General features: G+C 61.0%; 27 protein-coding genes. 7 read left to right on the top strand and 20 right to left on the bottom strand.

Translation table 11 applies throughout. The features are described 5' to 3' along the window. Nucleotides 1-41 precede the first annotated feature (41 nt). Nucleotides 42-431, bottom strand: coding sequence for a hypothetical protein (locus ACS5RD_RS21785; RefSeq protein WP_054008970.1), 390 nt, complete (start codon nucleotides 429-431; stop codon nucleotides 42-44). 102 nt (nucleotides 432-533) lie between these two features. On the opposite strand from ACS5RD_RS21785, the gene hemF reads away from it, so the two are divergent. Next, nucleotides 534-1388, top strand: a complete 855-nt coding sequence (gene hemF, locus ACS5RD_RS21780) for an oxygen-dependent coproporphyrinogen oxidase (RefSeq protein WP_489929107.1) — start codon at nucleotides 534-536, stop codon at nucleotides 1386-1388. Here the strand turns inward: hemF and ACS5RD_RS21775 are convergent. The 6 genes from ACS5RD_RS21775 to hemE all read right to left on the bottom strand — a co-directional run bounded on the left by ACS5RD_RS21775 (nucleotide 1385) and on the right by hemE (nucleotide 6538). Beyond that, nucleotides 1385-2278, bottom strand: coding sequence for an EamA family transporter (locus tag ACS5RD_RS21775; RefSeq protein ID WP_489929106.1), 894 nt, complete (start codon nucleotides 2276-2278; stop codon nucleotides 1385-1387). The genes hemF and ACS5RD_RS21775 overlap by 4 nt on opposite strands. A gap of 13 nt (nucleotides 2279-2291) precedes the next feature. Then, nucleotides 2292-3503 (bottom strand): aminotransferase-like domain-containing protein, encoded by a 1212-nt coding sequence (locus ACS5RD_RS21770; protein ID WP_489929105.1) that lies wholly within the window; start codon nucleotides 3501-3503, stop codon nucleotides 2292-2294. 117 nt (nucleotides 3504-3620) lie between these two features. Continuing rightward, on the bottom strand, nucleotides 3621-3866 hold the full coding sequence (locus tag ACS5RD_RS21765) for a hypothetical protein (RefSeq protein ID WP_489929104.1): 246 nt from the start codon (nucleotides 3864-3866) through the stop codon (nucleotides 3621-3623). After that, nucleotides 3833-4069: a hypothetical protein gene (locus ACS5RD_RS21760; RefSeq protein WP_489929103.1), complete on the bottom strand. Its 237-nt coding sequence runs from the start codon at nucleotides 4067-4069 to the stop codon at nucleotides 3833-3835. The genes ACS5RD_RS21765 and ACS5RD_RS21760 overlap by 34 nt, the downstream gene beginning before the upstream one ends. 52 nt (nucleotides 4070-4121) lie before the next feature. Next, a protein-coding gene (locus ACS5RD_RS21755) for an IS3 family transposase (protein ID WP_489929102.1) occupies nucleotides 4122-5272 on the bottom strand; the annotation gives its coding sequence in 2 pieces (ribosomal slippage) (nucleotides 4122-5014 and nucleotides 5014-5272; 1152 coding nt in all). A 237-nt stretch (nucleotides 5273-5509) separates the two neighbouring features. Beyond that, complete coding sequence (gene hemE / locus ACS5RD_RS21750) at nucleotides 5510-6538, bottom strand: uroporphyrinogen decarboxylase (RefSeq protein WP_489929101.1); 1029 nt, start codon at nucleotides 6536-6538, stop codon at nucleotides 5510-5512. A gap of 107 nt (nucleotides 6539-6645) precedes the next feature. Between hemE and hemC the strand changes: the two genes are divergently transcribed. Further along, entirely contained in the window at nucleotides 6646-7581 is a 936-nt protein-coding gene (hemC, locus tag ACS5RD_RS21745; RefSeq protein ID WP_054008965.1) for a hydroxymethylbilane synthase, read from the top strand. 145 nt (nucleotides 7582-7726) lie between these two features. Here the strand turns inward: hemC and ACS5RD_RS21740 are convergent, their stop codons facing one another. The 6 genes from ACS5RD_RS21740 to ACS5RD_RS21715 form a co-directional block, all read right to left on the bottom strand. Next, nucleotides 7727-8050 (bottom strand): alpha-L-arabinofuranosidase C-terminal domain-containing protein, encoded by a 324-nt coding sequence (locus tag ACS5RD_RS21740; RefSeq protein ID WP_489929100.1) that lies wholly within the window; start codon nucleotides 8048-8050, stop codon nucleotides 7727-7729. Next, a complete protein-coding gene (locus ACS5RD_RS21735) occupies nucleotides 7998-8306 on the bottom strand; it encodes an alpha-L-arabinofuranosidase C-terminal domain-containing protein (RefSeq protein WP_489929099.1) in 309 nt (102 codons plus the stop codon). Before ACS5RD_RS21735 ends, ACS5RD_RS21740 begins: the two co-directional genes overlap by 53 nt. Nucleotides 8307-8336: 30 nt before the next feature. Beyond that, nucleotides 8337-8573 (bottom strand): hypothetical protein, encoded by a 237-nt coding sequence (locus tag ACS5RD_RS21730; protein WP_489929098.1) that lies wholly within the window; start codon nucleotides 8571-8573, stop codon nucleotides 8337-8339. 1 nt (nucleotide 8574) lies between these two features. Next, nucleotides 8575-9114 carry a hypothetical protein gene (locus tag ACS5RD_RS21725; RefSeq protein WP_489929097.1) on the bottom strand — a complete coding sequence of 180 codons (540 nt, stop codon included), beginning with the start codon at nucleotides 9112-9114 and terminating at the stop codon, nucleotides 8575-8577. A gap of 235 nt (nucleotides 9115-9349) precedes the next feature. Continuing rightward, the gene (locus ACS5RD_RS21720; RefSeq protein ID WP_489929096.1) at nucleotides 9350-10279 is read right to left on the bottom strand and encodes an ArsR/SmtB family transcription factor; all 930 of its coding nucleotides are present in this window, start codon (nucleotides 10277-10279) and stop codon (nucleotides 9350-9352) included. A gap of 51 nt (nucleotides 10280-10330) precedes the next feature. Further along, a complete protein-coding gene (locus tag ACS5RD_RS21715; RefSeq protein ID WP_489929095.1) occupies nucleotides 10331-10552 on the bottom strand; it encodes a substrate-binding domain-containing protein in 222 nt (73 codons plus the stop codon). Between the two features lie 77 nt (nucleotides 10553-10629). Here ACS5RD_RS21715 and ACS5RD_RS21710 point away from each other — a divergent pair, with 77 nt between their 5' ends. From ACS5RD_RS21710 to ACS5RD_RS21700, 3 genes are all read left to right on the top strand, one after another. Continuing rightward, nucleotides 10630-11172: a transposase gene (locus tag ACS5RD_RS21710; protein WP_489929094.1), complete on the top strand. Its 543-nt coding sequence runs from the start codon at nucleotides 10630-10632 to the stop codon at nucleotides 11170-11172. 9 nt (nucleotides 11173-11181) lie between these two features. Then, the gene (locus tag ACS5RD_RS21705) at nucleotides 11182-11598 is read left to right on the top strand and encodes a TOBE domain-containing protein (RefSeq protein WP_489929093.1); all 417 of its coding nucleotides are present in this window, start codon (nucleotides 11182-11184) and stop codon (nucleotides 11596-11598) included. A gap of 139 nt (nucleotides 11599-11737) precedes the next feature. Further along, entirely contained in the window at nucleotides 11738-12766 is a 1029-nt protein-coding gene (locus ACS5RD_RS21700) for a helix-turn-helix domain-containing protein (protein WP_489929092.1), read from the top strand. A gap of 10 nt (nucleotides 12767-12776) precedes the next feature. Here ACS5RD_RS21700 and sucD read toward each other — a convergent pair whose 3' ends face one another. Genes sucD through ACS5RD_RS21680 form a run of 4 tightly spaced genes read right to left on the bottom strand, consistent with a single transcriptional unit; the run spans nucleotide 12777 to nucleotide 17032 of the window. After that, nucleotides 12777-13682, bottom strand: a complete 906-nt coding sequence (gene sucD / locus ACS5RD_RS21695) for a succinate--CoA ligase subunit alpha (protein WP_489929091.1) — start codon at nucleotides 13680-13682, stop codon at nucleotides 12777-12779. A gap of 9 nt (nucleotides 13683-13691) precedes the next feature. Continuing rightward, the gene (locus ACS5RD_RS21690; protein ID WP_054008956.1) at nucleotides 13692-14873 is read right to left on the bottom strand and encodes a malate--CoA ligase subunit beta; all 1182 of its coding nucleotides are present in this window, start codon (nucleotides 14871-14873) and stop codon (nucleotides 13692-13694) included. A 12-nt stretch (nucleotides 14874-14885) separates the two neighbouring features. Continuing rightward, nucleotides 14886-15824, bottom strand: coding sequence for an HpcH/HpaI aldolase/citrate lyase family protein (locus tag ACS5RD_RS21685; protein ID WP_054008955.1), 939 nt, complete (start codon nucleotides 15822-15824; stop codon nucleotides 14886-14888). Nucleotides 15825-15838: 14 nt separating this feature from the next. Next, nucleotides 15839-17032 (bottom strand): aminotransferase class V-fold PLP-dependent enzyme, encoded by a 1194-nt coding sequence (locus ACS5RD_RS21680; RefSeq protein WP_489929090.1) that lies wholly within the window; start codon nucleotides 17030-17032, stop codon nucleotides 15839-15841. Nucleotides 17033-17178: 146 nt separating this feature from the next. Here ACS5RD_RS21680 and ACS5RD_RS21675 point away from each other — a divergent pair, with 146 nt between their 5' ends. Then, nucleotides 17179-18576 (top strand): helix-turn-helix domain-containing protein, encoded by a 1398-nt coding sequence (locus tag ACS5RD_RS21675; RefSeq protein ID WP_054008953.1) that lies wholly within the window; start codon nucleotides 17179-17181, stop codon nucleotides 18574-18576. Here ACS5RD_RS21675 and ACS5RD_RS21670 read toward each other — a convergent pair. From ACS5RD_RS21670 to ACS5RD_RS21660, 3 genes are all read right to left on the bottom strand, one after another. Then, nucleotides 18573-19805 (bottom strand): MFS transporter, encoded by a 1233-nt coding sequence (locus ACS5RD_RS21670; protein WP_489929089.1) that lies wholly within the window; start codon nucleotides 19803-19805, stop codon nucleotides 18573-18575. The two genes, ACS5RD_RS21675 and ACS5RD_RS21670, sit on opposite strands and share 4 nt — an antisense overlap. A 314-nt stretch (nucleotides 19806-20119) precedes the next feature. Then, on the bottom strand, nucleotides 20120-21532 hold the full coding sequence (locus ACS5RD_RS21665; RefSeq protein ID WP_489929088.1) for an FAD-binding oxidoreductase: 1413 nt from the start codon (nucleotides 21530-21532) through the stop codon (nucleotides 20120-20122). 134 nt (nucleotides 21533-21666) lie between these two features. Next, complete coding sequence (locus tag ACS5RD_RS21660; RefSeq protein ID WP_489929087.1) at nucleotides 21667-22341, bottom strand: arylesterase; 675 nt, start codon at nucleotides 22339-22341, stop codon at nucleotides 21667-21669. Between ACS5RD_RS21660 and ACS5RD_RS21655 the strand changes: the two genes are divergently transcribed. Further along, a complete protein-coding gene (locus ACS5RD_RS21655; protein WP_489929086.1) occupies nucleotides 22340-23020 on the top strand; it encodes an ABC transporter ATP-binding protein in 681 nt (226 codons plus the stop codon). The two genes, ACS5RD_RS21660 and ACS5RD_RS21655, sit on opposite strands and share 2 nt — an antisense overlap. Nucleotides 23021-23048 lie beyond the last annotated feature (28 nt).

The following is a 23048-nucleotide window of genomic DNA, read 5'->3' as shown; positions in this document are numbered from 1 at the left end:
AATCCTCAAACGTCAACAAACCCTAGTCAAATTGTAGCAATTTACTCCGGGTATTGCGCCTTACATGCCTTGATCGACGGGCTAGCGGCCTTGGCTTGCACCGCGCGTTTGGCTTTCAGGCTGGCGAGTTTGGCGGATTCGGCGTTCAGGTCGATGGCTTTGGGGCGTTGCTCGGTGTAATCTACATCGTCAAGGCACATTTGCGGACCCATATCCGGTTTCCCGGGTTTGCCGCGATATCCGCATTGCCGCCAAACCGTGCGCGAAAGGGTAACGGTTTCATAGGCATAGCCGCGCTGAATATTGCCTTCGGTCTCGGCAATCAGGCGATCCACCACACGCATGTCGCGGGTGGCCCCGCTGATGCAGTTTTCTTGTGGAGTGCCACAGGCGGCGAGGATCAGCAGGGCAGGCAGGACGATGCGTTTCATGGGCGACTCACAAAATGGGATGCTGGCTTTACTATAGGGCCACGCGCTTGATATGCCATAACACGGGCGCTGGCCCCGGATTATAAGCGAAAAGGGCGAGGCATGGCCGAGGATTTCAGCATAGAAAAGGCGCAAGCCTCGGCTTGGTTTCGCACCTTGCGCAATCAGATTGTTTTGGCTTTTGAAGGGCTTGAGGCGAGCTACGGCAAGGCTGCCCGCTTTGAAGTGACACCGACCACCCGCGCGGATGGCGGCGGCGGCCTCATGTCGGTGCTGCGCGGCGGTGCGGTGTTTGAGAAGGTGGGAGTCAACGTCTCGGAAGTGCATGGCGCTTTGGGTGAGCGGGCGCAAAAGGCGATGGCGGCGCGTGGGGTGCCGGGCATGGACAAAGACCCCCGGTTTTGGGCCAGTGGGATTTCTCTGGTGGCGCATATGGTCAACCCGCATTGTCCGGCGGTGCATATGAACACGCGGATGTTCTGGACGCCGCATGCTTGGTGGTTTGGCGGCGGCGCGGATTTGAACCCCTGTCTGGAATACCCCGAGGATACCGCGCATTTCCATAGCGCAATGCGGGCAGCTTGTGATGTGCATCACCCTGATTACTATGCGAAATTCAAGGCTTGGGCGGATGAGTATTTCTTCATCCCGCACCGGGGCCGCGCGCGCGGCGTCGGCGGGATTTTCTACGATGATCTGAACACCGGCGATTGGGCAGAGGATTTCGCTTTGACGCAGGATGTGGGCCGTGCCTTCCTGCCTGCCTTTGTCCCGCTCACCGAACGCCGTCTTTCCACCCCTTGGTCGGACGCTGACCGTGAGGCGCAACTGATCCATCGCGGGCTCTATGCTGAGTATAATCTGGTCTATGATCGCGGCACGAAATTCGGTCTGGAATCCGGCCATGATGCCAATGCGGTGCTGATGAGCCTGCCGCCGATTGCCAAGTGGACCTAGGCTTGCAGCCGCAGCAACAGGCCGACGCCCAGCACAATCACCGTCATGCCGATGATCTGGCGGCGGGTGACGGGCTGATTGAACGCATAGCGCGAGACGGCGGTAGCGAAGATCACCTCGACCAGCGCCAAGGTGCGGACATTGGCGGCGGAGGTCAGTGCGAAGCCAATGAACCAGAACTGCGAGGCGAAAGCGCCAAGGAAGCCTGCAAACAGCGATGACCTCCAGACCGCGAAAGAGGCCCGCAACGCGGCGCGGTTGAACAGCGCCATCCAGATCAGCAGGGTGGCAGTTTGGATCAGCAGGCTCAGCGCGAGGGTCGAGGTGGCGCGGATCAGAAAGCCGCCTTGGTCGAGATGAGTGATGCCACCCCGAAAGCCGATGGCTGATGCGCCAAACAACCCGCCCGCCAGAAGACCGGTAAGGGCGGGCCGACCCAACTGCCAGACATGGGTGCCGGGTTTGATCGACATCAGCATTACCCCGGCGCTGGCGATCACGATGGCGGCCAGAACCGGCAGGCTGATCGGATCGCGCAGGATCAGCGCTGCGGCAAGCGCCACGATGACAGGCTCGGTTTTCAGCCAAGCGGTGGTGACGGCGAAGCTTTGCGACTTCATCACCACCAGCATCAGGCCAGTGGCGGCGATCTGCGCCAAAGCGCCCGCGACGGTGAAGCCGAGGCTGGGCAGGTTAGGGATCGGAATGGCTTCGCCTGTCGCAAGCGTGACCAGCGCAAGAAACAGCACCGCAAACGGCAGGCCGAACAGGAAGCGCACTTGCGTCGCCCCAACAGTGCCGATCTGCCGGGTGAGGCTCGACTGCATGGCGTTGCGCGCAACTTGGCCGATGGAGCCAAGCAGCGCTGCCAGCACCCAAAGGCTGCTCATGCCCCGAAACCGTTCATGGCTGGCTGGCGATCAGGCGGCCCAAACGCTTCATGCCCTCGTCAATCGCGGCCTCATCGGCGCAGGAAAACGACAGGCGCAGGGTGTTGCCATTGCTGCCATCGGCGAAGAAGGCGCGACCGGGGACGAAAGCCACCCGCTCAGTTTGCAACGATTGCGCCAGCAGATCTGCGCCGTCCATCCCTTCCGGTAAGGTCAGCCAGATGAACATGCCGCCCTCGGGTTTGGTCCAGCTGACGCCGTCGGGCATCTCACGGGTCAGCGCCTTGAGCAGGCGATCGCGGCGGGCTTTGTAGGTTTGCCGCAGCTTGGCGACATGGGTGTCGAATTGGGTGCTGGCGACATGGTGGGTGACGATCTGGTTTGTTGTGGCTGAATGTAGATCGGCGGCTTGTTTCATCAGCACAAGGCGACTGATCACCTCGGATGCGCCGCAAACCCAGCCCACCCGCAGGCCGGGGGCGAGCGATTTGGAAAAGCTGCCGCAGTACAACGTGCGGCAGTTTTCAATGCTACCCTTGCGGGCGATTTCCAGCGCCAGAATCGGCGGAATCGCCTCGCCGTCATAGCGCAGCGTTTGATAGGCGGCGTCCTCGACCACGGCGATGTTCATTTCATCAGCCAGATCAATCACCGCCTCACGGGCAGAGCGGGCAATGGTTTCACCTGTGGGATTGGCAAAATCGACCGAAAGATAAGCGAATTTCACCCGGCCCCCCGCGGCTTCGGCCTTTGCCGTGAAATCGGCGGCGGGGCGGTTGGTGTTGGGGTCAAGGCGGTCGTAGGTCGGCTCGTAGGCGTTGAACGCGCCCAGAGCACCCAGATAGGTCGGCCAGCCGACCAGCACGGTGTCATTCGGTGAGATCATCAGTTTCGCCAGATAATCAAGCGCTTGCTGTGAGCCTGAGGTGATCAGAATGTTATCCGCCGTGCAGGGCACACCGATCTTGCCCATCTCGGCCACGATCCAATCGCGCAGCGGCTTATAGCCCTCTGATACCGAATATTGCAGGGCAGCCCCCGCCTTGGGGCCGGTCAAAGCCGCCGAGAAGGCATCGCGAAAAGCTTCGGTGGGGAACAAGGCAGGGTCGGGAATGCCGCCCGCGAAGGAAATGATGTCGGGCTGATCCAGCAGCTTCAAAAGCTCACGAATTTCCGAGGCTTTCATCCGCGCATTGCGCGTCGCCAGAACACTATTCCACTCCACGACAGTCCTCCCAAACGGTTTGGTGGCGACATTTGCGCTGGGCGGAGGGTAAGTCAATATCTATGACCTAAAATGTGATCGGTTGGGCCGCATGGCAGCGGGGCGGGTATTTGACTGCTACTCTGAACCGCCCATCCGCTGCCGCAATATCCCAATCAGCGCGCCGTCCCTTGGCAGCTTGTCGGCCTTGCCTTCTTCCGACAGGTAATAGAAGCGGCCAGGAGTCACGGAGTTGGGCAATTCATAGTCCATGCCCTCCCATTCATCCTCGCGGAAGGAATAGAACGCCCAGTGGCCGCCGCGCGCCTCGACAGCATCTATCACGTCGGTCAGATAGGTCGCGCAATCCGGCCACAGCCGCATACAGCCGAGTTCGGCGGCGACGATGCGGGTGGGGACAGGCCTTGCGCTGCGGCCCAATCGAAGGCGTAGTCGATATGGGCGACGACGGCAGCCCGATTCCAGACCTGTTCGCCCCCGGCATAATCGGTTGTCACACCCGGATAGCGCAGCGGCACATCGCGCTTCATGTTGGGCGCGCTGGTGGCGGCGTAGGGTTCATACATGTGGAACGCGTAGTGAGCTACTCTCCAACTCTTGGACAGATTTCCGGGTGAGTTAAGCTACTGCCTGCCTCTGCTGATCGGTTTCGATTGCGTTGAAGTAGACCACGGCGGGCGGTTGTCCGCCATGGGCGGCGTGGGGCCGCAGGTGGTTGTAGAAGGTGATCCAGCGCCCGACGCCGGCTTTGGCCTGTGACCCGGTTTCCCAGGCGTGCAGGTAGACGCATTCATACTTCAGGGAACGCCAGAGACGTTCAATGAAGATGTTGTCGAGGTAGCGGGCTTTGCCGTCCATCGAGATTTTGGTCTTTGCCCGCTTCAAGCGGTCGGTCCAGTCGAAGGAGGTGAACTGGCTGCCCTGGTCAGTATTCATGATTTCGGGCGGGCCGAACTTGTGGATGGCGTCGTTCAAAGCCTCCAGGCAGAAGTCGGCCTCCAGCGTGTTGGAGATGCGCCAGGCCAGCACCTTGCGGGTGAACCAGTCCATGATGGCCACCAGATAGAGGAAGCCTTTGCGCATGGGCAGGTAAGTGATGTCGGCGCACCAGACTTGGTTGGGCCGGTCGATCCGCAGCCCACCCAGCAGATAGGGGTAAGTCTTGTGCCCCTTCGCAGGCCTGCTGGTGTTGGGTTTTTGGTAGATCGGCATCAAGCGCATAAGGCGCATCAGACGCCGGATGCGCTTTTCGTTCACGGCATGACCTTCATTCTGCAGGTGCCATGTCATTTGCCGGACGCCATAGAAGGGCGTCTCCAGAAACTGCTTGTCGGCCAGCAGCATCAAGTCGAGGTTCATCGCAGTCTCTCCTTGCGGCGCGTAGTAGAACGACGACCGCGAGATCGATAGCAGTCGACACTGCGCCCCGACCGACAGCGTGGGGTGGGTCCGTTCGATCATGCCACGCCTCACTTCCCGGTCCAGGGCTTGAGCTTTCTTGCCAAAAAATCGTTGGCGACCGCCAGTTCTCCGATCTTGGCATGCAGCTCGCGGACCGTATCCTCGGCGACCTCAGCGGTGGCGACCGCCTTGCTGCCGCGCTCAAAGATGCCCGTGGCACCTTCCAGAAGTGCCTTTTTCCATTGATGGATCATCGTCGGATGGAGCTCATAGGCGGTCGCCAATTCCGACACCGTGCGCTCACCCTTCAACGCCTCCAACGCCACACGCGCCTTGAAGGCTGCGCCATGGTTCCTGCGTTTCGACATCTCTGTTCTCCTCGTGCTTGGAGACCAGCAGACTTCAGATCGTAGCTTCCGTCACTGTCCGATTTTCGGGGGGTAGCTCACTAAAAGCGGCGGCGGGCAGAAATGCGCAGAGCGCGGCGAGGCGCAGGACGGGCAGAAGGGGTAATATGGGACTCCAAGATTCAAGTCGCGCTGTTTAGCCCAACTTGCCGACAAGCGCCCCTCAAAAAGCGGGCCGGGTGGAAACGCGGCGAATTTTCACCGCTGCCGCACGGTTTCCACCATCAGCGCGACATTCTCTGGATCGGCATCCGGCGTGATGCCGTGGCCGAGGTTGAAGATATGCGGGCCGCCTTGGAAGGCGGCTTTGACGCGCCGGGTGGCGTCGATCAAGTCTTGCCCGCCGGTCACCATATGGGTGGGTGAGAGGTTGCCTTGCACGCAGCCCGTCGATTGCACGTTCTCCGCCGCCCATTCCGGGCTGACCGAATTGTCGATGGCGACACAGTCGGCTCCGGTGGCTTTGGCGAAACCGATATAGCCCGCGCTCGCTTCGCGCGGGAAGGCGATGATCGGCAGACCGGGGTGCTTGGCCTTCAATGCCGAGATGATGCGGGCGGTGGGTTTGACGGCGAAATCGGTGAAATCTTGGCCTTTCAGCGATCCGGCCCAGCTGTCGAACAACTTGACCACTTCGGCACCGGCCTGAACCTGCATCGAGAGATAGTCGATGGTGGCTTCGGTGATCACGTCGATCAGGGCGGCGAAGGCGGCGCGGTCGGTGGCTTTCAGGGCATGGGCTGGGCCTTGATCCTTGGTGCCACGACCTGCGATCATATAGGTCGCAACCGTCCAAGGCGCACCTGCAAAGCCGATCAGGGTGGTCTGCTGCGGCAATTCATGCGCGAGAATACGGAGGGTTTCGTAGATCGGTGCAAGGGTTTCGTGGATGCTGTCTTTTGAGCGCAGCGCCTGCACCTCGGCCATCGTGGTGATGGTTGACAGGCGCGGGCCCTCGCCGGTCTCGAACCACAGATCGGCCCCCAAGGCCTGCGGCAACAGCAGAATGTCGGCAAACAGGATCGCGGCATCAAAGCCATAGCGGCGGATTGGTTGCAGCGTCACTTCGGCGGCCAAGTCCGAATTATAGCACAAAGACAGGAAATCCCCGGCCTGCGCCCGCGTCGCGCGGTATTCCGGCAGATAGCGGCCCGCTTGCCGCATCATCCAGATTGGCGGGGTGGACAGGGTTTCGCCGCTCAGGGCGCGCAGGATCAGTTTTGACATGGGTTGCCTCCAGTTGCGCGCTTGCGTCCCTTACCTGCGACGGCGTGTCAAGCGCGCCCATGCGGCAATCGGTTGAAAGGCGCAAGTGTCGCGGGTAAGTCTGGCGCATGACATATGCAATGCCCACCCCCGCACGCACTTTCAAAATCGGTACCCGCGGCTCTCCACTGGCCCTGTGGCAGGCGCATGAGGTGCGCCGATCGCTGATGGCGGCGTTTGATCTGCCCATCGAGGCGTTTGAGGTGGTGGTGATCAAGGTCACCGGCGACTTGGTGCAGGACCGCGCGCTGAAAGAGATCGGCGGCAAGGGGCTGTTCACCCGCGAGATCGAGGAAGCACTGGATGTGGGTGAAATCGACATTGCCGTGCATTCGATGAAGGACATGCCGGTGTTGCAGCCGGAAGGCTTGCTGCTGGATTGCTATCTGCCGCGCGCGGATGTGCGGGATGGCTTTGTATCGCATGTGGCGCAGGGCGTGGCGGATTTGGCCCAAGGGGCGGTGGTCGGCTCGTCATCATTGCGCAGGCGGGCACAACTGGCGCATCGGCGGCCCGATCTGCAACTGGTCGAGTTTCGCGGCAATGTGCAGACGCGGATGCGCAAGCTGGAGGACGGCGTGGCGCAGGCGACGTTTTTGGCGATGGCCGGGCTGGTGCGGTTGGGCATGGCGCAGGTGGCGCGACCGATTGAGGTGGCGGATATGCTGCCGGCCGTGGCGCAAGGCGCGATTGGGGTGGAGCGTCGGGTCGATGATGCGCGCGCCGAGGCGATGCTGGCCGCGATCCACCATGCCCCGACAGGGGTGCAACTGGCCGCCGAACGGGCGTTTCTGGCGCGGCTGGATGGTTCTTGTGAGACGCCGATTGCTGGACTTGCGGTGCTGGACGGCGATCAGCTTTGGCTGCGCGGCGAGATTTTACGCCCGGATGGCAGTCGGGTGATCAAGGGCGAGGTGCGTGGGCCACAGGCCGATGCGGCGGCTTTGGGCACAGGTTTGGCGGCTGACCTGCTGGCGCAGGCGGGCAAGGGGTTCTTTGGCTGAGGCGGCGCGTGGGGGTTTCACACCCCCCATGCCATTGGTCTCTTGAACCAATGGCAAACCTCGTGGGATGTTTTCGCGCGGAGGATGACATTTTCAGATAAGATTCAGACAAAGAGACCGCCATAAGGGCAGGATTTTTGCAGTTTCAGCGCAATTTGACCCGCAGCATCTGATAGGACAGCGGCGGCGGTGTGGCGCTCAGGGTGTCTCCGTCAATTCTGGCACCGCTGGCCTTTTGCGGCACAACCGCCATCGGATTGGCAGAGGTGTTGACCGCGCCCATGTCAGCATGGGTCATCACCTGATGGTCGATCACCTGCGCCACACCCGCGAAACCGTGCAGTGAAACCGCCATGTCCAGCGCCTCGGTCGGATGGCGGTTGACGGCGAAGAAGGTCAGCACGCCTGTCTCAGTATCATGCACACCCGAGACGTCGAGATAGGGCACGTTCTTGGCGGTCAGCATCATAGCCTGGGCTGCTGACCGCCAAGTTCAGCGCCGTGCCGCGCCCGAAGATTGAGGCGAAATAATAGGGATAGTAGATGGTTTGCCGCCACGCCTTGCCCATCCACGCCTTGCCCGTCGGATCGGTCATGATCGGCGCAATCACGTTCACCAGTTGTGCAATGCAGGCGATCTTCACCACGTTGGCTTTGCGGATGAAGGTGTTCAGGATGCAGCCGACTTGCAGCACATCCTCAAAATTATAGATGTCCTCCAGCAAGCGCGGCGCGTGCGGCCAACCCGCATTACCCTACAAAGTCGCCTTGTTTTGCGCGTTGGAATGATACCAGACGTTCCATTCGTCAAAGCTGATATAGACATTATAGTTGGAGCGCTTGTTGGCCTTCACCATCTTGATCGTCGATTCAATCGTGCTGATGTAGCTGTCGATTTTTTCGTTCGACGCCAGATAGTTGCCGGCATTCTTGGCGCGATTGGCGAAATACATATGCAGGCTGATGTAATCAATCGACTCGTAGGTGTGCATCTCACACGATGCGTTCCCATTCGGGATAAGTCTTCATGTCGGCGTTGGAGGACCCACAAACGATCAACTCCAGCCCTTTGTCGAAAGCACGCAGGGTTTTGGCGACCTCATTGGCCAGACGGCCATATTCATCGGCAGTCTCGTGGCCGATCTGCCAAGGGCCGTCCATCTCATTGCCAAGGCACCATAGACGGCAGTTGAACGGTTCCTCCCGGCCATTCTTGGCGCGCAGATCGCCCCAATGGCTGCCGGTCGGACCGTTGACATATTCGACAAAGTTGCGCGCATCATCGAGGTCCCGTGAGCCGAGGTTGATCGCCAGCATCATCGGGGTGCCGACGGTGTCGTACCAATCCTGAACTTCGTGCACGCCCACCTGATTGGCGTCCGAGGTGTGCCAAGCCAGATTCAGCCGCACCGGGCGCAGATCCTTCGGGCCGATGCCATCTTCCCAGTTATAGGCCGAAACGAAATTGCCGCCGGGATTGCGCACGAAGGGAATGTTCAGATCGCGCATCGGCTCCGCCACATCGCCGCGCATGCTATTGGCATCGGCGGACGGGCTCGTAGATACCCGTGTAGATCGTGCGGCCAAGATGTTCGAGGAAGGCCGACTAAATCCGATTGTCGATCTGGGCGAAGGTGAAGTCTTTATGCGCGGTAACGCTGGCTTTCATAGAATCGTCCTCCCCGACGGGCCCTCGCAGGGGAGGCGTTAATATCGAAGTAATGGATATACATCAGGAGGTCAGGTCTATCTTCAAGCACCCTTAAGCCTAGCGATGTATGATCAACCGCATCACGATGTCTTGGTCGTAATTACCAAAACCGCGCCCGAAGATGTTCAACCCACCGGGATGGCGCGCATCGTCTTTCACTGCGATGCGCAACCGGATTGAGCGGTGCGCGCCAAGATCGAGGTCTTTCAGTGACAGCGGCGACATCTTCCGCCCGTCGATATAGCTGCCATCCGCCGTGACACGTACCGATTTCAACCTGCCGTATTGGCTGCCTTTCAGCTTCCACCAATTTGGCGTGTAAACCCCGCGCTGATCGCCGAAATCGCCGGGCGAGGTCCAAGTGCCAATGTCGGTCTGATTGATCGAAAAGGTGATATCGCTAGGCCAGTCGGCGGCGGTGCCGGGCACCTCGGAGGACAGCTCCATCGAGAATTCCACCGCATCCAACTGCCCGTTCATCAGCTTGATATTGTTTGGAAATTGATATTCGACATAGCCACGGGTGAACCAAATCAACCCCGCACTCATCCGGCCCGGATCAAGGAATGTATTGGGCACATCCAAGAGGCCGATGATACCATCGCCGGAACACAACCCACAGGGCGCTGACACTTCGCAACTGGTGTACAGACCCAGTGGCATTGCGACTTCAATCGTATCGGCACCAGCGCTGGCAGGATATTTCTTGAACATCACCAGAACTTCGTCAAACAGCGTGTGACACAGCTTCTGATTGCCCTTCTTGGCACGCAGGGTTTCGGTGCGGATCAGGCCCGCATCTTCCAGCACCTGCACATTGGCCGAGACCGAGGATTGCGGCATCGACAGCGCTGCGGCGATGGCATTGACGTTCTGCGGCCCCTCATCATGCAGTAGTTTCAGGATGCTGACGCGCACCGCAGAGGCCAGCGCCTTCAGGGTTTCGATACCCTCAACCGGGTCGACGATCAGAAAATTGCGGCTCATACAGGTGGCCTTTCGCGGGATTGACCATGTGTATCGGCTTTTTTGGTTTGATCAAACTTTTGGCTGAGCCACCGAGCCGCGCAGGATCAGATCGCAGTCAATTTTGATGCGGGCAGGCGACGGCGGACGGCCCAAAGCGGCGCGGTCCAGCAGTTCGGCCACCGCCCAACGGGCCATTTCCTCGTGTGGCAGGATCATCGTGGTCAGCGGCGGGTGCAGGGTGGCGGCGATATCGTCATTGTCAAAGCCGATCACCGAGACATCCTCGGGCACGCGCAGGCCGCCGTCGTCCCGCCGAAAAGCTGCGCCTTCTTAGAGCTTTGACGTCAAAACGAGCCCAGCTGGTCGAGATGCGCAAACGGCTGCTGGCCCAATTCCGCGCGCTTCAGAAACTCGGCACCGCCGCAATGTTCGAGGACATCGACACTGAGTTGAAGCAACGTTTCGATATCCTGATCAAGGAACTGGAAGACAGGATCACCCGGGCCATCGTAAGCGATGATCACCTGTCGGAAATGGCCACCGTTCTCCGCTCCATCCCGGGGATAGGCCCGGTTGCCAGCTCAATGCTGATCGCCGAAATGCCTGAGATCGGCACCATCACCGGCGAAGAAGCTGCCGCACTCACCGGATTGGCTCCGGTCGCGCATGACAGCGGAACACTTCGCGGGAAACGGGCCATCGCCGGTGGTCGCCGCGCCCTGCGGCATGTGATGTTCCAAGCAGCCTTGGTCGCGGCACATCATAACCCAAGCCTGAGATCCTTCGCAGATCGCCTCCGCAAGGCCGGAAAACCGCACAAGGTCATCATCACCGCCGTCGCCAGAAAGCTAGTCACCATCGCTAATGCGTTGTGCAAGAGCCGTCAGAAATGGGCAGCCCCGACGTCCTGACAGATACAGTTGCTAGCCGATCAGATCGTCGTGTTGGAAAAGGGTAAAATCCAGCAGGACGGCTCGCCGTGGCAGTTGTACAACCAGCCCGCCAACCGCTTTGTCGCCAGCTTCATCGGCTCACCGGGGATGAACTTTCTGAGCGGACAAGCCGAACCCTCGGCACTGGGGGCGACGGTGGCGCTGGGGGATGCGGCGCGCTTGGACCTGCTCGCCCATGTCGCAGCGGCACAGCCGGTTGAACTTGGCATCCGCCCCGAACATCTGCATCTGGTGGCCGCTGGGGCGGGCGACATTGCGGGTAAAGCCTTGCTGGTGGAATACCTCGGCAACACCTCCTACGCCTATATCGAGACCGCCTTCGGGCTGGTCATTGTCGAGGCGGACGGTTTGGAAAGCGTCGAAACCGGGCCGCCGTGGGTCTAAACATCGACCGCGACAAGGCGCATGTGTTCGATCAAACCGGGCTCGCGCTGGCACCGGTCTGAACGCTCGAAATCGCTATGGCCTTTGCGGGGGGCTGCGGGCAAACTTGTGCCATGCCCCCATTTGAGGAAATCTTGCAATGACACCGGCCCGCCCTGCGAACCCCGCACCGTTGCCGGACAGGTCGGGCCCCTACGATGCCGATCCGCCGACCGAGGATGATCTGTGGTTTTTGCCCGAAGACACCACGGATGAAGCCACGCAACCCGGCCCGCGTGCAGATCGCGCCCCGCTGTTCAACGTGCGAGATTGGCGGCAGGCCGAGGCCAATCTTTCCGGCGACCTTGCGGCTTTATGCTTTGATTTTGGCCGCTTGCAGGAGAGACTGCACAGCTTGGGCAAGGGTGCTTTGCATCGGCTGGTGCTGCAAGAGGTCGCGGGTTTGGGCTGGTGGTTGGGCGCGCGGATCAGTGCGGATCGGCTCGCCTTGTGGCTCAGCCTGCGCCAAGGTGCTATCGGAGATGAGTCGCAGGCACTGGCCCGTGCAGCTTGGGCAGTGCGGCGGTTGGAGGCCTCAACGGTTGCAGGCGGCGATTGGGCCGGGCGCATCGCCGCACATTTGGGGCTGACGCAAGCTCCGCCAGACCGGGTTTTTGAGGTGGCCGCAAGCCTGGACGGTGCGGAGACCCTGCACCGTGTCACCCAAGGTGCCTTGCTGTTCCATCTCTGGCGCGCGGCCTCGGACGGGCCCGCCCGCGATGTTGAGGCGGCGGTGCTGGGTGCGCGGCTTTCGGCGACGACGGGGTTTTTACCGCTGGCCTTGGTGGGCCTTACCGCGCTGAGTGTCTCGGGGTCGACGGAACGGCGCTTGACCGGATGGATCAGCGGCGCGCACCAAGCGGTGCTGGCGGCGCTTTTGCATTTGGAACGGGTGCAGGCGTGGCAAAGCCATGCCACGCAGGCTGTGGCCGATTTGTCGGGCCGCACGCCCAGTTTACTGGTGGCTTTGCTGGCGCGCTGGCCGATGGTCTCCGCCCCGATGGCCGAGGCGGAAACCGCAGCAAGTCGCGCCGCCGTACAGCGCAACTTGCAGAGTCTCACCCAGCGCAACCTGATCCGCGAAGTCACTGGGCAGGGCCGTTATCGGCTGTGGACGGCGCGGATTTAGCCGTGTGGATTTAGGCCACCGCCCCCATCGCGCGCGAGGCCAGCAATCGGGCCATGGTTTCGCCCATGCTCGACGGGTTTGGCGCAACCGTGATGCCTGCGGCCTCCAGCAAGACCACCTTTTCCTGTGCGCTTTCGCCAAAGGCGCTGACGATGGCCCCCGCATGGCCCATCTTGCGGCCTTTGGGGGCTGACAGCCCGGCGATATAGGCGACCACGGGCTTTTTCATATGATCGCGCGCATAGATCGCGGCTTCCGCCTCTTGCGGCCCCCCGATTTCCCCGATCATCATCACCGCATCCGTCTCTGGGTCCGCTTCAAACAGCGCCAGAATATCACGGAAGCTCGATCCGTTGATCGGATCGCCGCCAATGCCAACGCTGGTGGATACGCCAAGCCCAAGGTCTTTCAACTGGCTTGCCGCCTCATAGCCCAAAGTGCCAGACCGCCCGATGATGCCAATACGCCCCGGCAGATAGATATGCGGTGGCATGATGCCCATAAAGCCACGACCGGGAGAGATCACGCCCGCGCAATTCGGCCCGATCAGCCGCAGTTTGCGCTCCGCCGGATAGCGGCGCAAAAACCGCTTCAGCTTCATCATGTCTTGGCTGGGGATGCCGTCGGTCACGCAAACCGCAGTGCGGATACCAGCGTCGGCGGCCTCCATAATCGCATCGGCGGCGAAGGGTGGCGGTACGAACACCAGCGAGGCTTCGGCCCCGGTGGCCTCGACCGCCTCACGCACGGTGTTGAACAACGGCAAACCAAGGTGAGTTTCACCACCCCTGCCGGGGGTAACGCCACCCACAACATTGGTGCCGTATTTGATCATGTCGGCGGCGTGAAAGCTGCCGATGCGGCCCGACATGCCTTGCACGATGACGCGGGTTTTTTCCGTAATGAGAATGGCCATGGGGTCCTCCTATGCAGCTTGACGGGGGCGGGAAGTCGAGGCAGCGACGGCGGCGGCCGCAGCCTCGGCCAGCGTGTCGGCAGAGATCAGCGGCAGGCCCGAGGCTGCAATGATCGCGCGGCCTTCATCAACATTGGTGCCCGCAAGACGCACCACGACTGGGATAGTCAGTCCAACCTCGCGGTAGGCTTGCACCACGCCTTCGGCCACCCAATCGCAGCGGTTGATGCCCGCGAAAATGTTCACCAAGATCACCGAGACATTGCCGTCCGCCAGCACGGTGCGGAACGCCCGCACCACACGTTCGGGGCTGGCGCCGCCGCCGATGTCGAGGAAGTTGGCAGGCTCGCCGCCCGCCAGCTTGATCATATCCATCGTCGCCATCGCGAGGCCTGCACCGTTGATGATGCAGCCGATATCGCCATCGAGGCCGACATAAGACAGCCCATGATCGCCCGCCGTGCTTTCGCGCGGGTCTTCTTGGGAACGATCGCGCAACTCGGCAATCTCGGGGCGGCGGAACAAGGCATTGGTGTCAAACGACATTTTCGCATCCAGCGCCACCAGATCGCCGGTGCCGGTGATCACCAGCGGGTTGATTTCTACCATCACCGCATCCAAATCGCGGTAAGCGCGGTAGCAGGCGCGCAGGGTCGCAACCATCTGCGCAATCTGTCCGCCCTTTAGGCCAAGTTGAAACGCCAGTTCCCGCGCCTGAAACTCTGAAAGCCCCACCGCCGGATCGATTGTCATCCGCCGCAGGCTGTTCGGATCGCTTTCCGCCAGATCCTCAATCTCAATGCCGCCATGCGCTGAGGCCACGATCATGATGCGCTCGGATTGCCGATCCAGCACGAAGCCGAGGTAAAGCTCCTGCGCAATCTCTGACGCCGCCTCGACCCAGACGCGGTAAACCCCCTTGCCCTTTGCATCGGTTTGCTTCGTCACCAACTGCTTGCCGAACAAAGTCCCGGCGAAAGCCTGCACCTCATCCGCCGAGCGGCACAGCTTGACGCCGCCCGCAGCCCCGCGCCCACCGGAATGGATCTGCGCCTTGACCACCCAAGCCGAGCCGCCGAGTTCCCGCGCCCTATAGCCCGCCTGTTCCGGGCTATAGGCCAGCCCGCCGCGCGGCACTGGCACGCCGAAGCGGGCAAGGATTTCCTTGGCCTGATATTCGTGAATGTCCATCTGTTCCCCCTTTCAGCGTGCAGCAATGGCGTCGGCGAGCACCAGCACGTTCATCGCCATTTTTTCCGAAGCTGCGTCGATCATCCGGCCATCCAGTTGCGCAGCCCCCTTGCCCATCGAGGCCGCCTTTTTCAGCTCCTCAATGATCCGGCGCGCGCGGGTAACTTCAGTATCCGGGGGCGAGAACACCTCGTTCGCCAAAGCCACCTGCGTCGGATGGATCGCCCATTTGCCCTCGCAGCCCAAAGCCGCCGCCCGGCGTGCGCCATCCTTGTAGCCTTCAGGATCGCTGAAATCGCCAAACGGCCCGTCAATCGCGCGCAACCCGTAAGCCCGGCAAGCCACCACCATCCGACTGATCGAGGCGTGCCACTGATCGCCCGGATAATGCGGGTTCAGCCCGCCGATATTGGTGGTGCGCGCCCGCATCGAGGCCGCGAAATCCGCAACGCCAAAGTGCAACGCCTCCAGCCGCCCACCAAACTGTGCGATGGCCTCGACATTCGCCATCCCGAGGGCGGTTTCAATCAGCGCCTCCAGCCCCACACGGTTGGTCAACCCCTTGGCCTGCTCGATCTGATTGACCATCGCCTCGACCATATAGAGATCGCCGGTGACGCCAACTTTCGGCACCAGCAGGGTATGCACCCGGCTCCCGGCCTGCTCCATCACATCCACCACATCGCGGTACATGTAATGCGTATCCAGACCGTTGATCCGCACCGAAACCGTCTTGCCCTTGGCGGCCCAGTCGATGTCATTCAGCGCCTGAATGGCGTTTTTGCGCGCCTGATCCTTTTCCGAAGGCGCAATCGCATCCTCCAGATCCAGGAAAACGTAATCAGCGGGGCCTTCGGCGGCCTTGTCGATCATCGTCGGGTTCGAGGCCGGAACCGCCAGTTCCGAACGTTGCAGCCGGGGTTTGCGAAGCGGGTGAAGGGTGTGGCTCATGGGTTTTCTCCGGGTTATTCTGCTGCAAGATGAAGGGATTGTGCGGCTTTGGCATAAACCGCCTGCGCCGCTGCCACGCCCGAGCCAAAGGTCAAACTGACCCCCGCCTCGACCAAAGCGAGCTCAGCAATCGCGATGGCGGTCAGACACGACCCCTCATTCAGATCGCCGATATGACCAATGCGGAACGCTTTGCCTGCCAGCGGCCCAAGGCCCGATCCGAACGAGGCGTTGTAGCGGTCGTAGCCAATGCGGATCACTTCGCGGGCATCGACACCCTCGGGGGTGCGGATCGCGGTGACGGTATCAGAGGCCAGCGAGGGATGCTCTGCGCAGGTTTGCAGACCCCAAGCGCTGACTGCGGCGCGCACACCTGCGCCAAGTCGGTGATGGCGGGCATGGATGTTTTCAAGGCCTTCCTCCAGCATACGATCCAAGGATTTGCGCAAGCCATGCAGCAGTTGCGTCGGCGGGGTGTAGGGGAAATATCCCCCGGAATTGTGCTTCAACTGATCGGCAAAATCGAAATAGCAGCGCCGTCCTGTCGCGGTTTTTGAAGCCATCAAAGCCTTCTGGCTGACCCCCAAAATCCCCAAACCGGCAGGCATCATAAAGCCCTTCTGGCTGCCGGTGACCGCCAGATCGACGCCCCAATCGTCCATCCGAAACTCCAGACAGCCAATCGACGACACGCCATCAACGAACAGCAACGCATCATGCATCGCCTCATCCAAAGCCCGCCGCAGGGCAGCGACAGAAGATGTGACGCCCGTGGCGGTTTCATTGTGGGTCAGGAAAACCGCCTTGATCTCACCGCGCTTATCCGCCCCCAAACGCCGGGCAAATTCGCTGATCGGCGCACCAGCCCCCCAAGGCAGGTCGATCACCTCGACATCCAGCCCCAACCGCTGCGCCATGTCCACCCATAGGGTCGAGAACTGGCCGTGCCGCGCCATCAGCACCTTATCGCCCGGCGAAAGCGTGTTGGTGATCGCCGCTTCCCAAGCCCCGGTGCCAGAGCCCGAAAACATCATCACCTCACCCGAGGTGGTGCGGAAGACCTTTTTCAGATCGCGGAACAGCCCCAGATTGCCGGCGCCAAAATCATGTGCCCGCTGATCCTGCATCGCCACGTTCATGGCTTGCCGCACGACTTCCGGCACGTTGGTCGGGCCGGGAATGAATAGGTGATTGATGCCAGTACGCATGTGTCCTCCACGGTTGTTACAGCAGTGATTGCACCGCTGCAAAATTGTGCAAAGTGAAAATTGGTTGTGCTGTGAATGCGAAAGTTTACAAACTTACAATTCTGTAATATTGTAAAGCTGACAAATCATAGATTGTGTGCGACTGTATGCAGAAAACCTTCATTGGCCCCCATTTAAGGCGTTTACGGCTGGAACGGTCGGAAACCCAAGCCGCGATGGCGCGGGCTTTGGGCATCTCGGCGTCCTATGTCAACCTGCTGGAAAATAACGAAAGATCGGTGTCTGTTGCGATCTTGCTTCGGCTGTTCGATGTCTATGGCGTTGACTGGCGCGATATCGCGGAAGAAGACAGCACCAGCCAGTTGGCTGATCTGCGCGCGGTGACGGGCGATCCATTGTTTACAGAAATCCGACCAGAAATCGCTCAAATCCGCGCGGCAATTGTCCATGCCCCCGCAGTGGTTCAGGCGTTCCTGACACTCTATCGCGCCTATCAATCGGTCGGCGATCAGTTGATGACGCTGTCACAAAATGACACGGCGCAGACCACAGCCTCCCCCGAGGCGGCGGTGCATGACGTGTTTCGCCGCAACCGCAACCACTTTGCTGCATTGGAAACGGCGGCGGAAGCGTTCTGGGGCAGTGCCGCAGTGCCGCGCGACGAGGTCTACGCAGCCCTGAAACAGCGCCTTGCCCAAAAGCTGCGGGTGACGGTGCGGCTGGTCCGTGTCGAAGACCTGCCCGGCGCACTCCGGCAATATGACGAGACGCGGCGAGAGATCCTGCTCTCCGAAGCCCTTGATCACCCCAACCGCATCTTCCAACTGGTGCATATGCTGGGCCTGCTGGAGCAGCGCCCGTTGATCGACACTTTGGTGCATAAATCCGGCATCACCGACCCGCGCGGCACCGCCCGGCTGCGGGTGGAGCTGGCGAATTACTTCGCCGCCGCTGTGCTGATGCCCTACACCAGTTTCCTGCAAGAAGCCCGCGCGGCGAAATACGATTTCGACCATATCGCTACCCGCTTCGGTGTCAGCTTTGAGCAAGCCTGCCACCGCGCCACCACCCTGCAACGCGAAGGCGCGATGGGGGTGCCGTTCTTTTTCCTGCGCATTGACAAGGGCGGCAACGTCTCAAAACGCTTTAACGCCACTGATTTTCATTTGGCTGAATATGGCGGCGCTTGCCCGCGACTGGATGTGCATACCAGCTTTCGCACGCCGGGGCGGATCATGCCGCAGTTTGTTGAAATGCCGGATCGCAGCCAGTTCTTCGTGTTCTCGCGCACGGTAGACCGCCCAACATGGGAGCGTCACAGCCAAGACAACCGCCTCGCCGTGGCAATGGGCTGTGCGGTGCAATACGCGCCCGAGATTGCCTATGCCGAAACCTTCAACATGGCGCATGCAACGATCACCCAGATCGGCATCAACTGCCGGATCTGCCCGCGCGCGCATTGTGATCAACGCGCGCATCATGCAGCGATCCTGACCCAGCCGATTGACGCGCATCGCCGGGGGGCGACACGCTATGATGGTTAGAGACGGGTCGAGCGGGGCAGTGAGCTCTGCCGCGCGGGCAGGTTGTGATGACGATCGACCCAAAGCAGCCCCGCGCCGCCGATCAGTGCCATCGCACTGCCAATGACGGCGACGGTCTCATAGCCGCCAAGGCTGGTGCCAATGGCAAAAGCCGCAGCCCCCAGCACATCCGACACCAGCTTTTGCAGCGCCAGCATCGCGCCTGCCGTGCCGGGTCGGCTACGCATCAAATCCTGATAATAGCTGATAGGCAGGCTGATGATCGCCGTGCCGCCAATACCAGCCACCAGCGGCATAACCCAGATCCAAGCAGAGTCGCACAGCATCGGCAAGGCCAGCAAATGCAGCGTGTAAACCGCACCTCCCACCGCCAGCAAGGTCGCGCGGCGGAGCCTCCCGGCGACTCGTGACAACAGCAACAGGCAGGGCACCTCCCAGCCAGCGACAAGTCCAACATACAGCGCCACATCCGAAGCATCGCGGATGGGTGAGGCCTCAAACACTAGCGAAATCAGCACCATATACAGGATGCCCGTGGCACTGATCGCCCCCAACAGCAATAGGCGCAAAAGTATTGTCGGATGCGCGATTTCCTTAAACGCCTGTGCAAAGTTCAGGCCCGAACGCTGATCCGCCCATTCCGTCGTGCCATCCTTTGGCCAGTTGAAATAGACCAGCACCACCAGCCCAAAACTCGCTAAGCCCGCGCTAAGGTAAATTGCCATCACATCGATCTGGGCGGCAAAGCCAAAGGTCCAGAACACCAACATCGCCAGAAAACTGATCGACATTGCCGAACGCAACGCCGCTTGCACCGTATCGCGGCTGTGACTGCCGGGGGTGGCAAGGCGGGCGAGCGCAAATAGCTGGCCATAAAGGCTGGAGGCAATGGGCAGCAAAATGCCATGACACAGGATCAAGCTGAGCTTCCCCGGAAAGCAAAGCATCAGCAGAAGGCCGAGCAAACTCGCCACGGTCGCGACCAAAGCAATCCGCCGCCGATGGCCGCGCTGATCCCCCAGAATACCAAACAGCACCGAAGCGGTGACGGCAGTGATCGAGGCCAACACCAGAACCAGCGCAAACGCGGGCTTGCTCAGGCCAATCCGTTCAATTGCGATCAGCGATTGGTAGGGGTAAACCGAGGCGTTATGCGCCCCCAACAACAGCAGCGCCAGAAATATCAGGCGCAGCGCGGGTTGGCGAAAGATCAGGGCAGGGGCGGACAAGGAAGGCTTTCCGAACACATCGTGCTACCGCTAATGGGGAAGAGCGGGGAAGTCCAGATCACGCGGCACGAAACCAAACCCGGGTGCCGTCTTGGGCCCCATCGAGGGGCCACGCGACGGCGTTGCCACGGATTGCTCAGCGGGAAATCCAAACCATCCACCTCACGAAATGCGCAACCTCTACCACGTTGCTCTTTCCGAAATACTCTCGCCGAAGGCTCCACCCTTTCCGCAGCGCCCCACCTCAGACCTATCCCCCGGCGGCGCCTCCGAGCGGCCCTTCGATGGGGCCCGAGGTGGCCCTCTGTTTCAGGTCAAACCGCAGGAATAACCTTGCCCGGATTCATCCGTCCCTCCGGGTCCAACGCCGCCTTCACGCTGCGCATAACCTCCAGCGCCACAGGGTCTTTCCGCCGCCGCATCGAGGCCAGTTTCGACAGCCCCACCCCATGCTCGGCTGAGAAACTGCCGCCCAAAGCCTGCACCTCGTCCTCCACCGCCTCGACCACCGCATTATACAGCGCCGCACTGTCGTTGCTGCCGAACACCGTGAAATGGATATTACCATCGCCCAGATGCGCCACCGAAAGCGTCTCTGCCCCCGAATCAAGCGCGGGTAACCGCGCATGAATACGTTCAAAAAACACGGCCACCGCATCGACTGGCAGGCAGATATCGGTGTCAATCGCAGGCTGCCTTGCCACAGTGATCTCAGCCGCCAACTCCCGCCTTTGCCACATCGCGCGTCGCTGCGCCTCAGAGGCTGCAATCTCGGCATCCAAAATCATCCCCTCACCCAGCATTTCTGCAAGCGTGGTTTCCAGCATCGCCGCCAGCGGCAAAACCCCATCCGGCCCGACCAAAGCATCGGCGGGACGGGTGCTGCCGAGTTCCACCAGAATGTTCACCTCTTGCCGGGGTGAGAACGGCTGGCGAATATCTGGCCGTGCCTCAGCCAGCCTGCACATATAGGTTTCCGGCATATATTCAAAGGCTTCCACCAAGCCGCCCGAGACCACTTGCAAGCGGTTCAGCAGCGCCAAAGCATCCGGCAAAGACCGCGCCGACAGCGTCGCCGTGGCATAGGCACGCGGACGTGGCACCAATTTCATCACGGCAGCGGTGATCACGCCCAACGTGCCCTCCGCCCCGATGAACAGGTGTTTCAGATCATAGCCGGAGTTATCCTTGTGCAACTGGCTCATCAGGTTCAGCACCCGGCCATCCGGCAACACCACCTCCAACCCCAAGCACAGCGCCCGCGTCGAACCATAGCGCAGCACGTTCGAGCCGCCCGCATTGGTCGAAAGCACGCCGCCGATCATCGCCGATCCGCGCGCGCCAAACCACAGCGGAAAATACAAACCCTCAGCCTCGGCGGCATCATGCAGACGGTCCAGCACCACCCCGGCCTCGACCACCGCAATCCGTGCGCCGGCTTTGATTTCACGGATACGGTTCAATCTTTCCACCGACAGCATCAGCCCGCCATCTGTCATCGCCCCACCGACCAGCCCGGTGCGCCCGGATACCGGCACCACCGCCACGCCATGACGCGCCGCGATCTGCATCACCTGCACCACTTCGGCGGTCGATCCGGGGCGCACCGCCGCCACCGGATCAGAGGTATAATGCGTCGTCCAATCGGAACGATAGCGCTCCAGATCCACACCCGTGATGACATGGGCCGCCCCAAGCGCTGTGGAAAGATCGGTCAGAAGGGTCATGCAAAGCTCCGACAATTTCGGCGCAGTGTGCCCGAAGCGAAGGCGGGCGCAAGGGCGCTCATCACGCGTGCCCGCTTTCTGCGCTTGCATCTCCGCCAATCACAGCGGAGAAAGCCGTAAGGCTTGCGGAGCGGTTAACCTGCCACCCGCGCCAGCAACTCTTGCACCTTCGGCCCCAACGCATCCAAAATCTTCGCCACCCCCTTGGCATTGGGATGAATGCCATCCGCCTGCATATACTCCGGGTCGAGCAGTCGGGTTTGCTGGTTGATCACCGGGAAGAAATAGTTATCCGCCAGAAGCGCACCAAATTTTGCCGCCAGTTCGGGATACATCGCGTCAAAACTGGCCTTGAAATCCGCCCCATAATTCCCCGGCGCGCGTAAACTCACCAGCAAAACCGGCAGCCCCCGCGCCTTTACCTTGGCTAAAATCGCATCCAGATTGGCGCGACTTTCCGCAGGATCAATCCCGCGCAGCATGTCATTGCCACCCAGATTGACGATCACCGCATCAATGTCCGGCGTCAGCGACCAATCGGTGCGCGACAGCCCGCCCGCCGTGGTGTCCCCCGACACCCCGGCGTTGATGATCTTCACATCAAAACCTTTGGCCGCCAGCCATGCCTGCAATTGTGGCACAAAGCCCTGATCGCTGGGCAGACCGAAGCCCGCCGTCAGGCTATCCCCCAGCGCCAGCACGGTGGTTTCCGCATAAGCAGGTGAAATCAGCAGAAAAATCGCCGCTGTGACATTGCGAAACGCCCGCAGCGGCGCATATGTCAAACGGGGCAGCAGGAAGTGAAGCATGACTGAAACCGTTCTGGCGTTGCAAGATGCGTGGCTGACCTTGGCCGGCAATGCGGGCCGCGTCGATATCCTCAAGGGCATAACCCTGAGTGTAGCGCGTGGCGAGAGCTTAGGATTGGTTGGGCCGTCCGGTTCGGGCAAATCTTCGTTACTGATGCTGATGGGCGGACTGGAGCGTGTGTCCAAGGGCCGGGTGGCAGCATTGGGTCGGGACATCACCGGCCTTGATGAAGACGGTTTGGCCAAGTTTCGCCGGGGCCGGATGGGCGTAGTGTTTCAATCCTTCCATTTGATTCCCACCATGACCGCCTTGGAAAACGTCGCTTTGCCGATGGAGATTGCAGGCGTCAAAGGCGCCTTCCCCCGCGCGAAAGACGAACTTGACGCCGTAGGACTTGGCGCGCGGATGCAGCACTACCCCGCCCAGCTTTCCGGCGGCGAACAGCAACGCGTGGCTTTGGCGCGCGCCGCCGCCCCACGCCCGGCGATCTTGCTGGCGGATGAGCCGACGGGCAATCTCGACTCAGTCAATGGTGCCGCGATCATGGAGTTGATCTTCGGCCTGCGCGACCGTCATGGCGCGACCTTGGTGCTCGTCACCCATGCCCCGGAACTCGCCGCCCGCTGCAGTCGCGTCGTGCGCTTGGTTGATGGCCGCATAGATGGGGCAGCAGCGTGAGCAGCGGTGCGTGTCAACACGCATCCTG

The sequence above is a fragment of the Cypionkella sp. PAMC25878 genome (assembly GCF_058135695.1).
Note: the sequence above shows the minus strand (reverse complement) of the source record. Positions and strands in the feature narration are given on the sequence as shown.

Coding starts and splice junctions, on each gene's coding strand:
- ACS5RD_RS21785 (WP_054008970.1), bottom strand. CDS start 431: ATGAAACGCATCGTCCTGCCTGCCCTGCTGATCCTCGCCGCCTGTGGC.
- hemF (WP_489929107.1), top strand. CDS start 534: ATGGCCGAGGATTTCAGCATAGAAAAGGCGCAAGCCTCGGCTTGGTTT.
- ACS5RD_RS21775 (WP_489929106.1), bottom strand. CDS start 2,278: ATGAGCAGCCTTTGGGTGCTGGCAGCGCTGCTTGGCTCCATCGGCCAA.
- ACS5RD_RS21765 (WP_489929104.1), bottom strand. CDS start 3,866: ATGCGGCTGTGGCCGGATTGCGCGACCTATCTGACCGACGTGATAGAT.
- ACS5RD_RS21760 (WP_489929103.1), bottom strand. CDS start 4,069: ATGTATGAACCCTACGCCGCCACCAGCGCGCCCAACATGAAGCGCGAT.
- hemE (WP_489929101.1), bottom strand. CDS start 6,538: ATGTCAAAACTGATCCTGCGCGCCCTGAGCGGCGAAACCCTGTCCACC.
- hemC (WP_054008965.1), top strand. CDS start 6,646: ATGACATATGCAATGCCCACCCCCGCACGCACTTTCAAAATCGGTACC.
- ACS5RD_RS21740 (WP_489929100.1), bottom strand. CDS start 8,050: ATGATGCTGACCGCCAAGAACGTGCCCTATCTCGACGTCTCGGGTGTG.
- ACS5RD_RS21730 (WP_489929098.1), bottom strand. CDS start 8,573: ATGCACACCTACGAGTCGATTGATTACATCAGCCTGCATATGTATTTC.
- ACS5RD_RS21725 (WP_489929097.1), bottom strand. CDS start 9,114: ATGCGCGGCGATGTGGCGGAGCCGATGCGCGATCTGAACATTCCCTTC.
- ACS5RD_RS21720 (WP_489929096.1), bottom strand. CDS start 10,279: ATGAGCCGCAATTTTCTGATCGTCGACCCGGTTGAGGGTATCGAAACC.
- ACS5RD_RS21710 (WP_489929094.1), top strand. CDS start 10,630: ATGCGCAAACGGCTGCTGGCCCAATTCCGCGCGCTTCAGAAACTCGGC.
- ACS5RD_RS21700 (WP_489929092.1), top strand. CDS start 11,738: ATGACACCGGCCCGCCCTGCGAACCCCGCACCGTTGCCGGACAGGTCG.
- sucD (WP_489929091.1), bottom strand. CDS start 13,682: ATGGCCATTCTCATTACGGAAAAAACCCGCGTCATCGTGCAAGGCATG.
- ACS5RD_RS21690 (WP_054008956.1), bottom strand. CDS start 14,873: ATGGACATTCACGAATATCAGGCCAAGGAAATCCTTGCCCGCTTCGGC.
- ACS5RD_RS21685 (WP_054008955.1), bottom strand. CDS start 15,824: ATGAGCCACACCCTTCACCCGCTTCGCAAACCCCGGCTGCAACGTTCG.
- ACS5RD_RS21680 (WP_489929090.1), bottom strand. CDS start 17,032: ATGCGTACTGGCATCAATCACCTATTCATTCCCGGCCCGACCAACGTG.
- ACS5RD_RS21675 (WP_054008953.1), top strand. CDS start 17,179: ATGCAGAAAACCTTCATTGGCCCCCATTTAAGGCGTTTACGGCTGGAA.
- ACS5RD_RS21665 (WP_489929088.1), bottom strand. CDS start 21,532: ATGACCCTTCTGACCGATCTTTCCACAGCGCTTGGGGCGGCCCATGTC.
- ACS5RD_RS21655 (WP_489929086.1), top strand. CDS start 22,340: ATGACTGAAACCGTTCTGGCGTTGCAAGATGCGTGGCTGACCTTGGCC.
- ACS5RD_RS21660 (WP_489929087.1), bottom strand. CDS start 22,341: ATGCTTCACTTCCTGCTGCCCCGTTTGACATATGCGCCGCTGCGGGCG.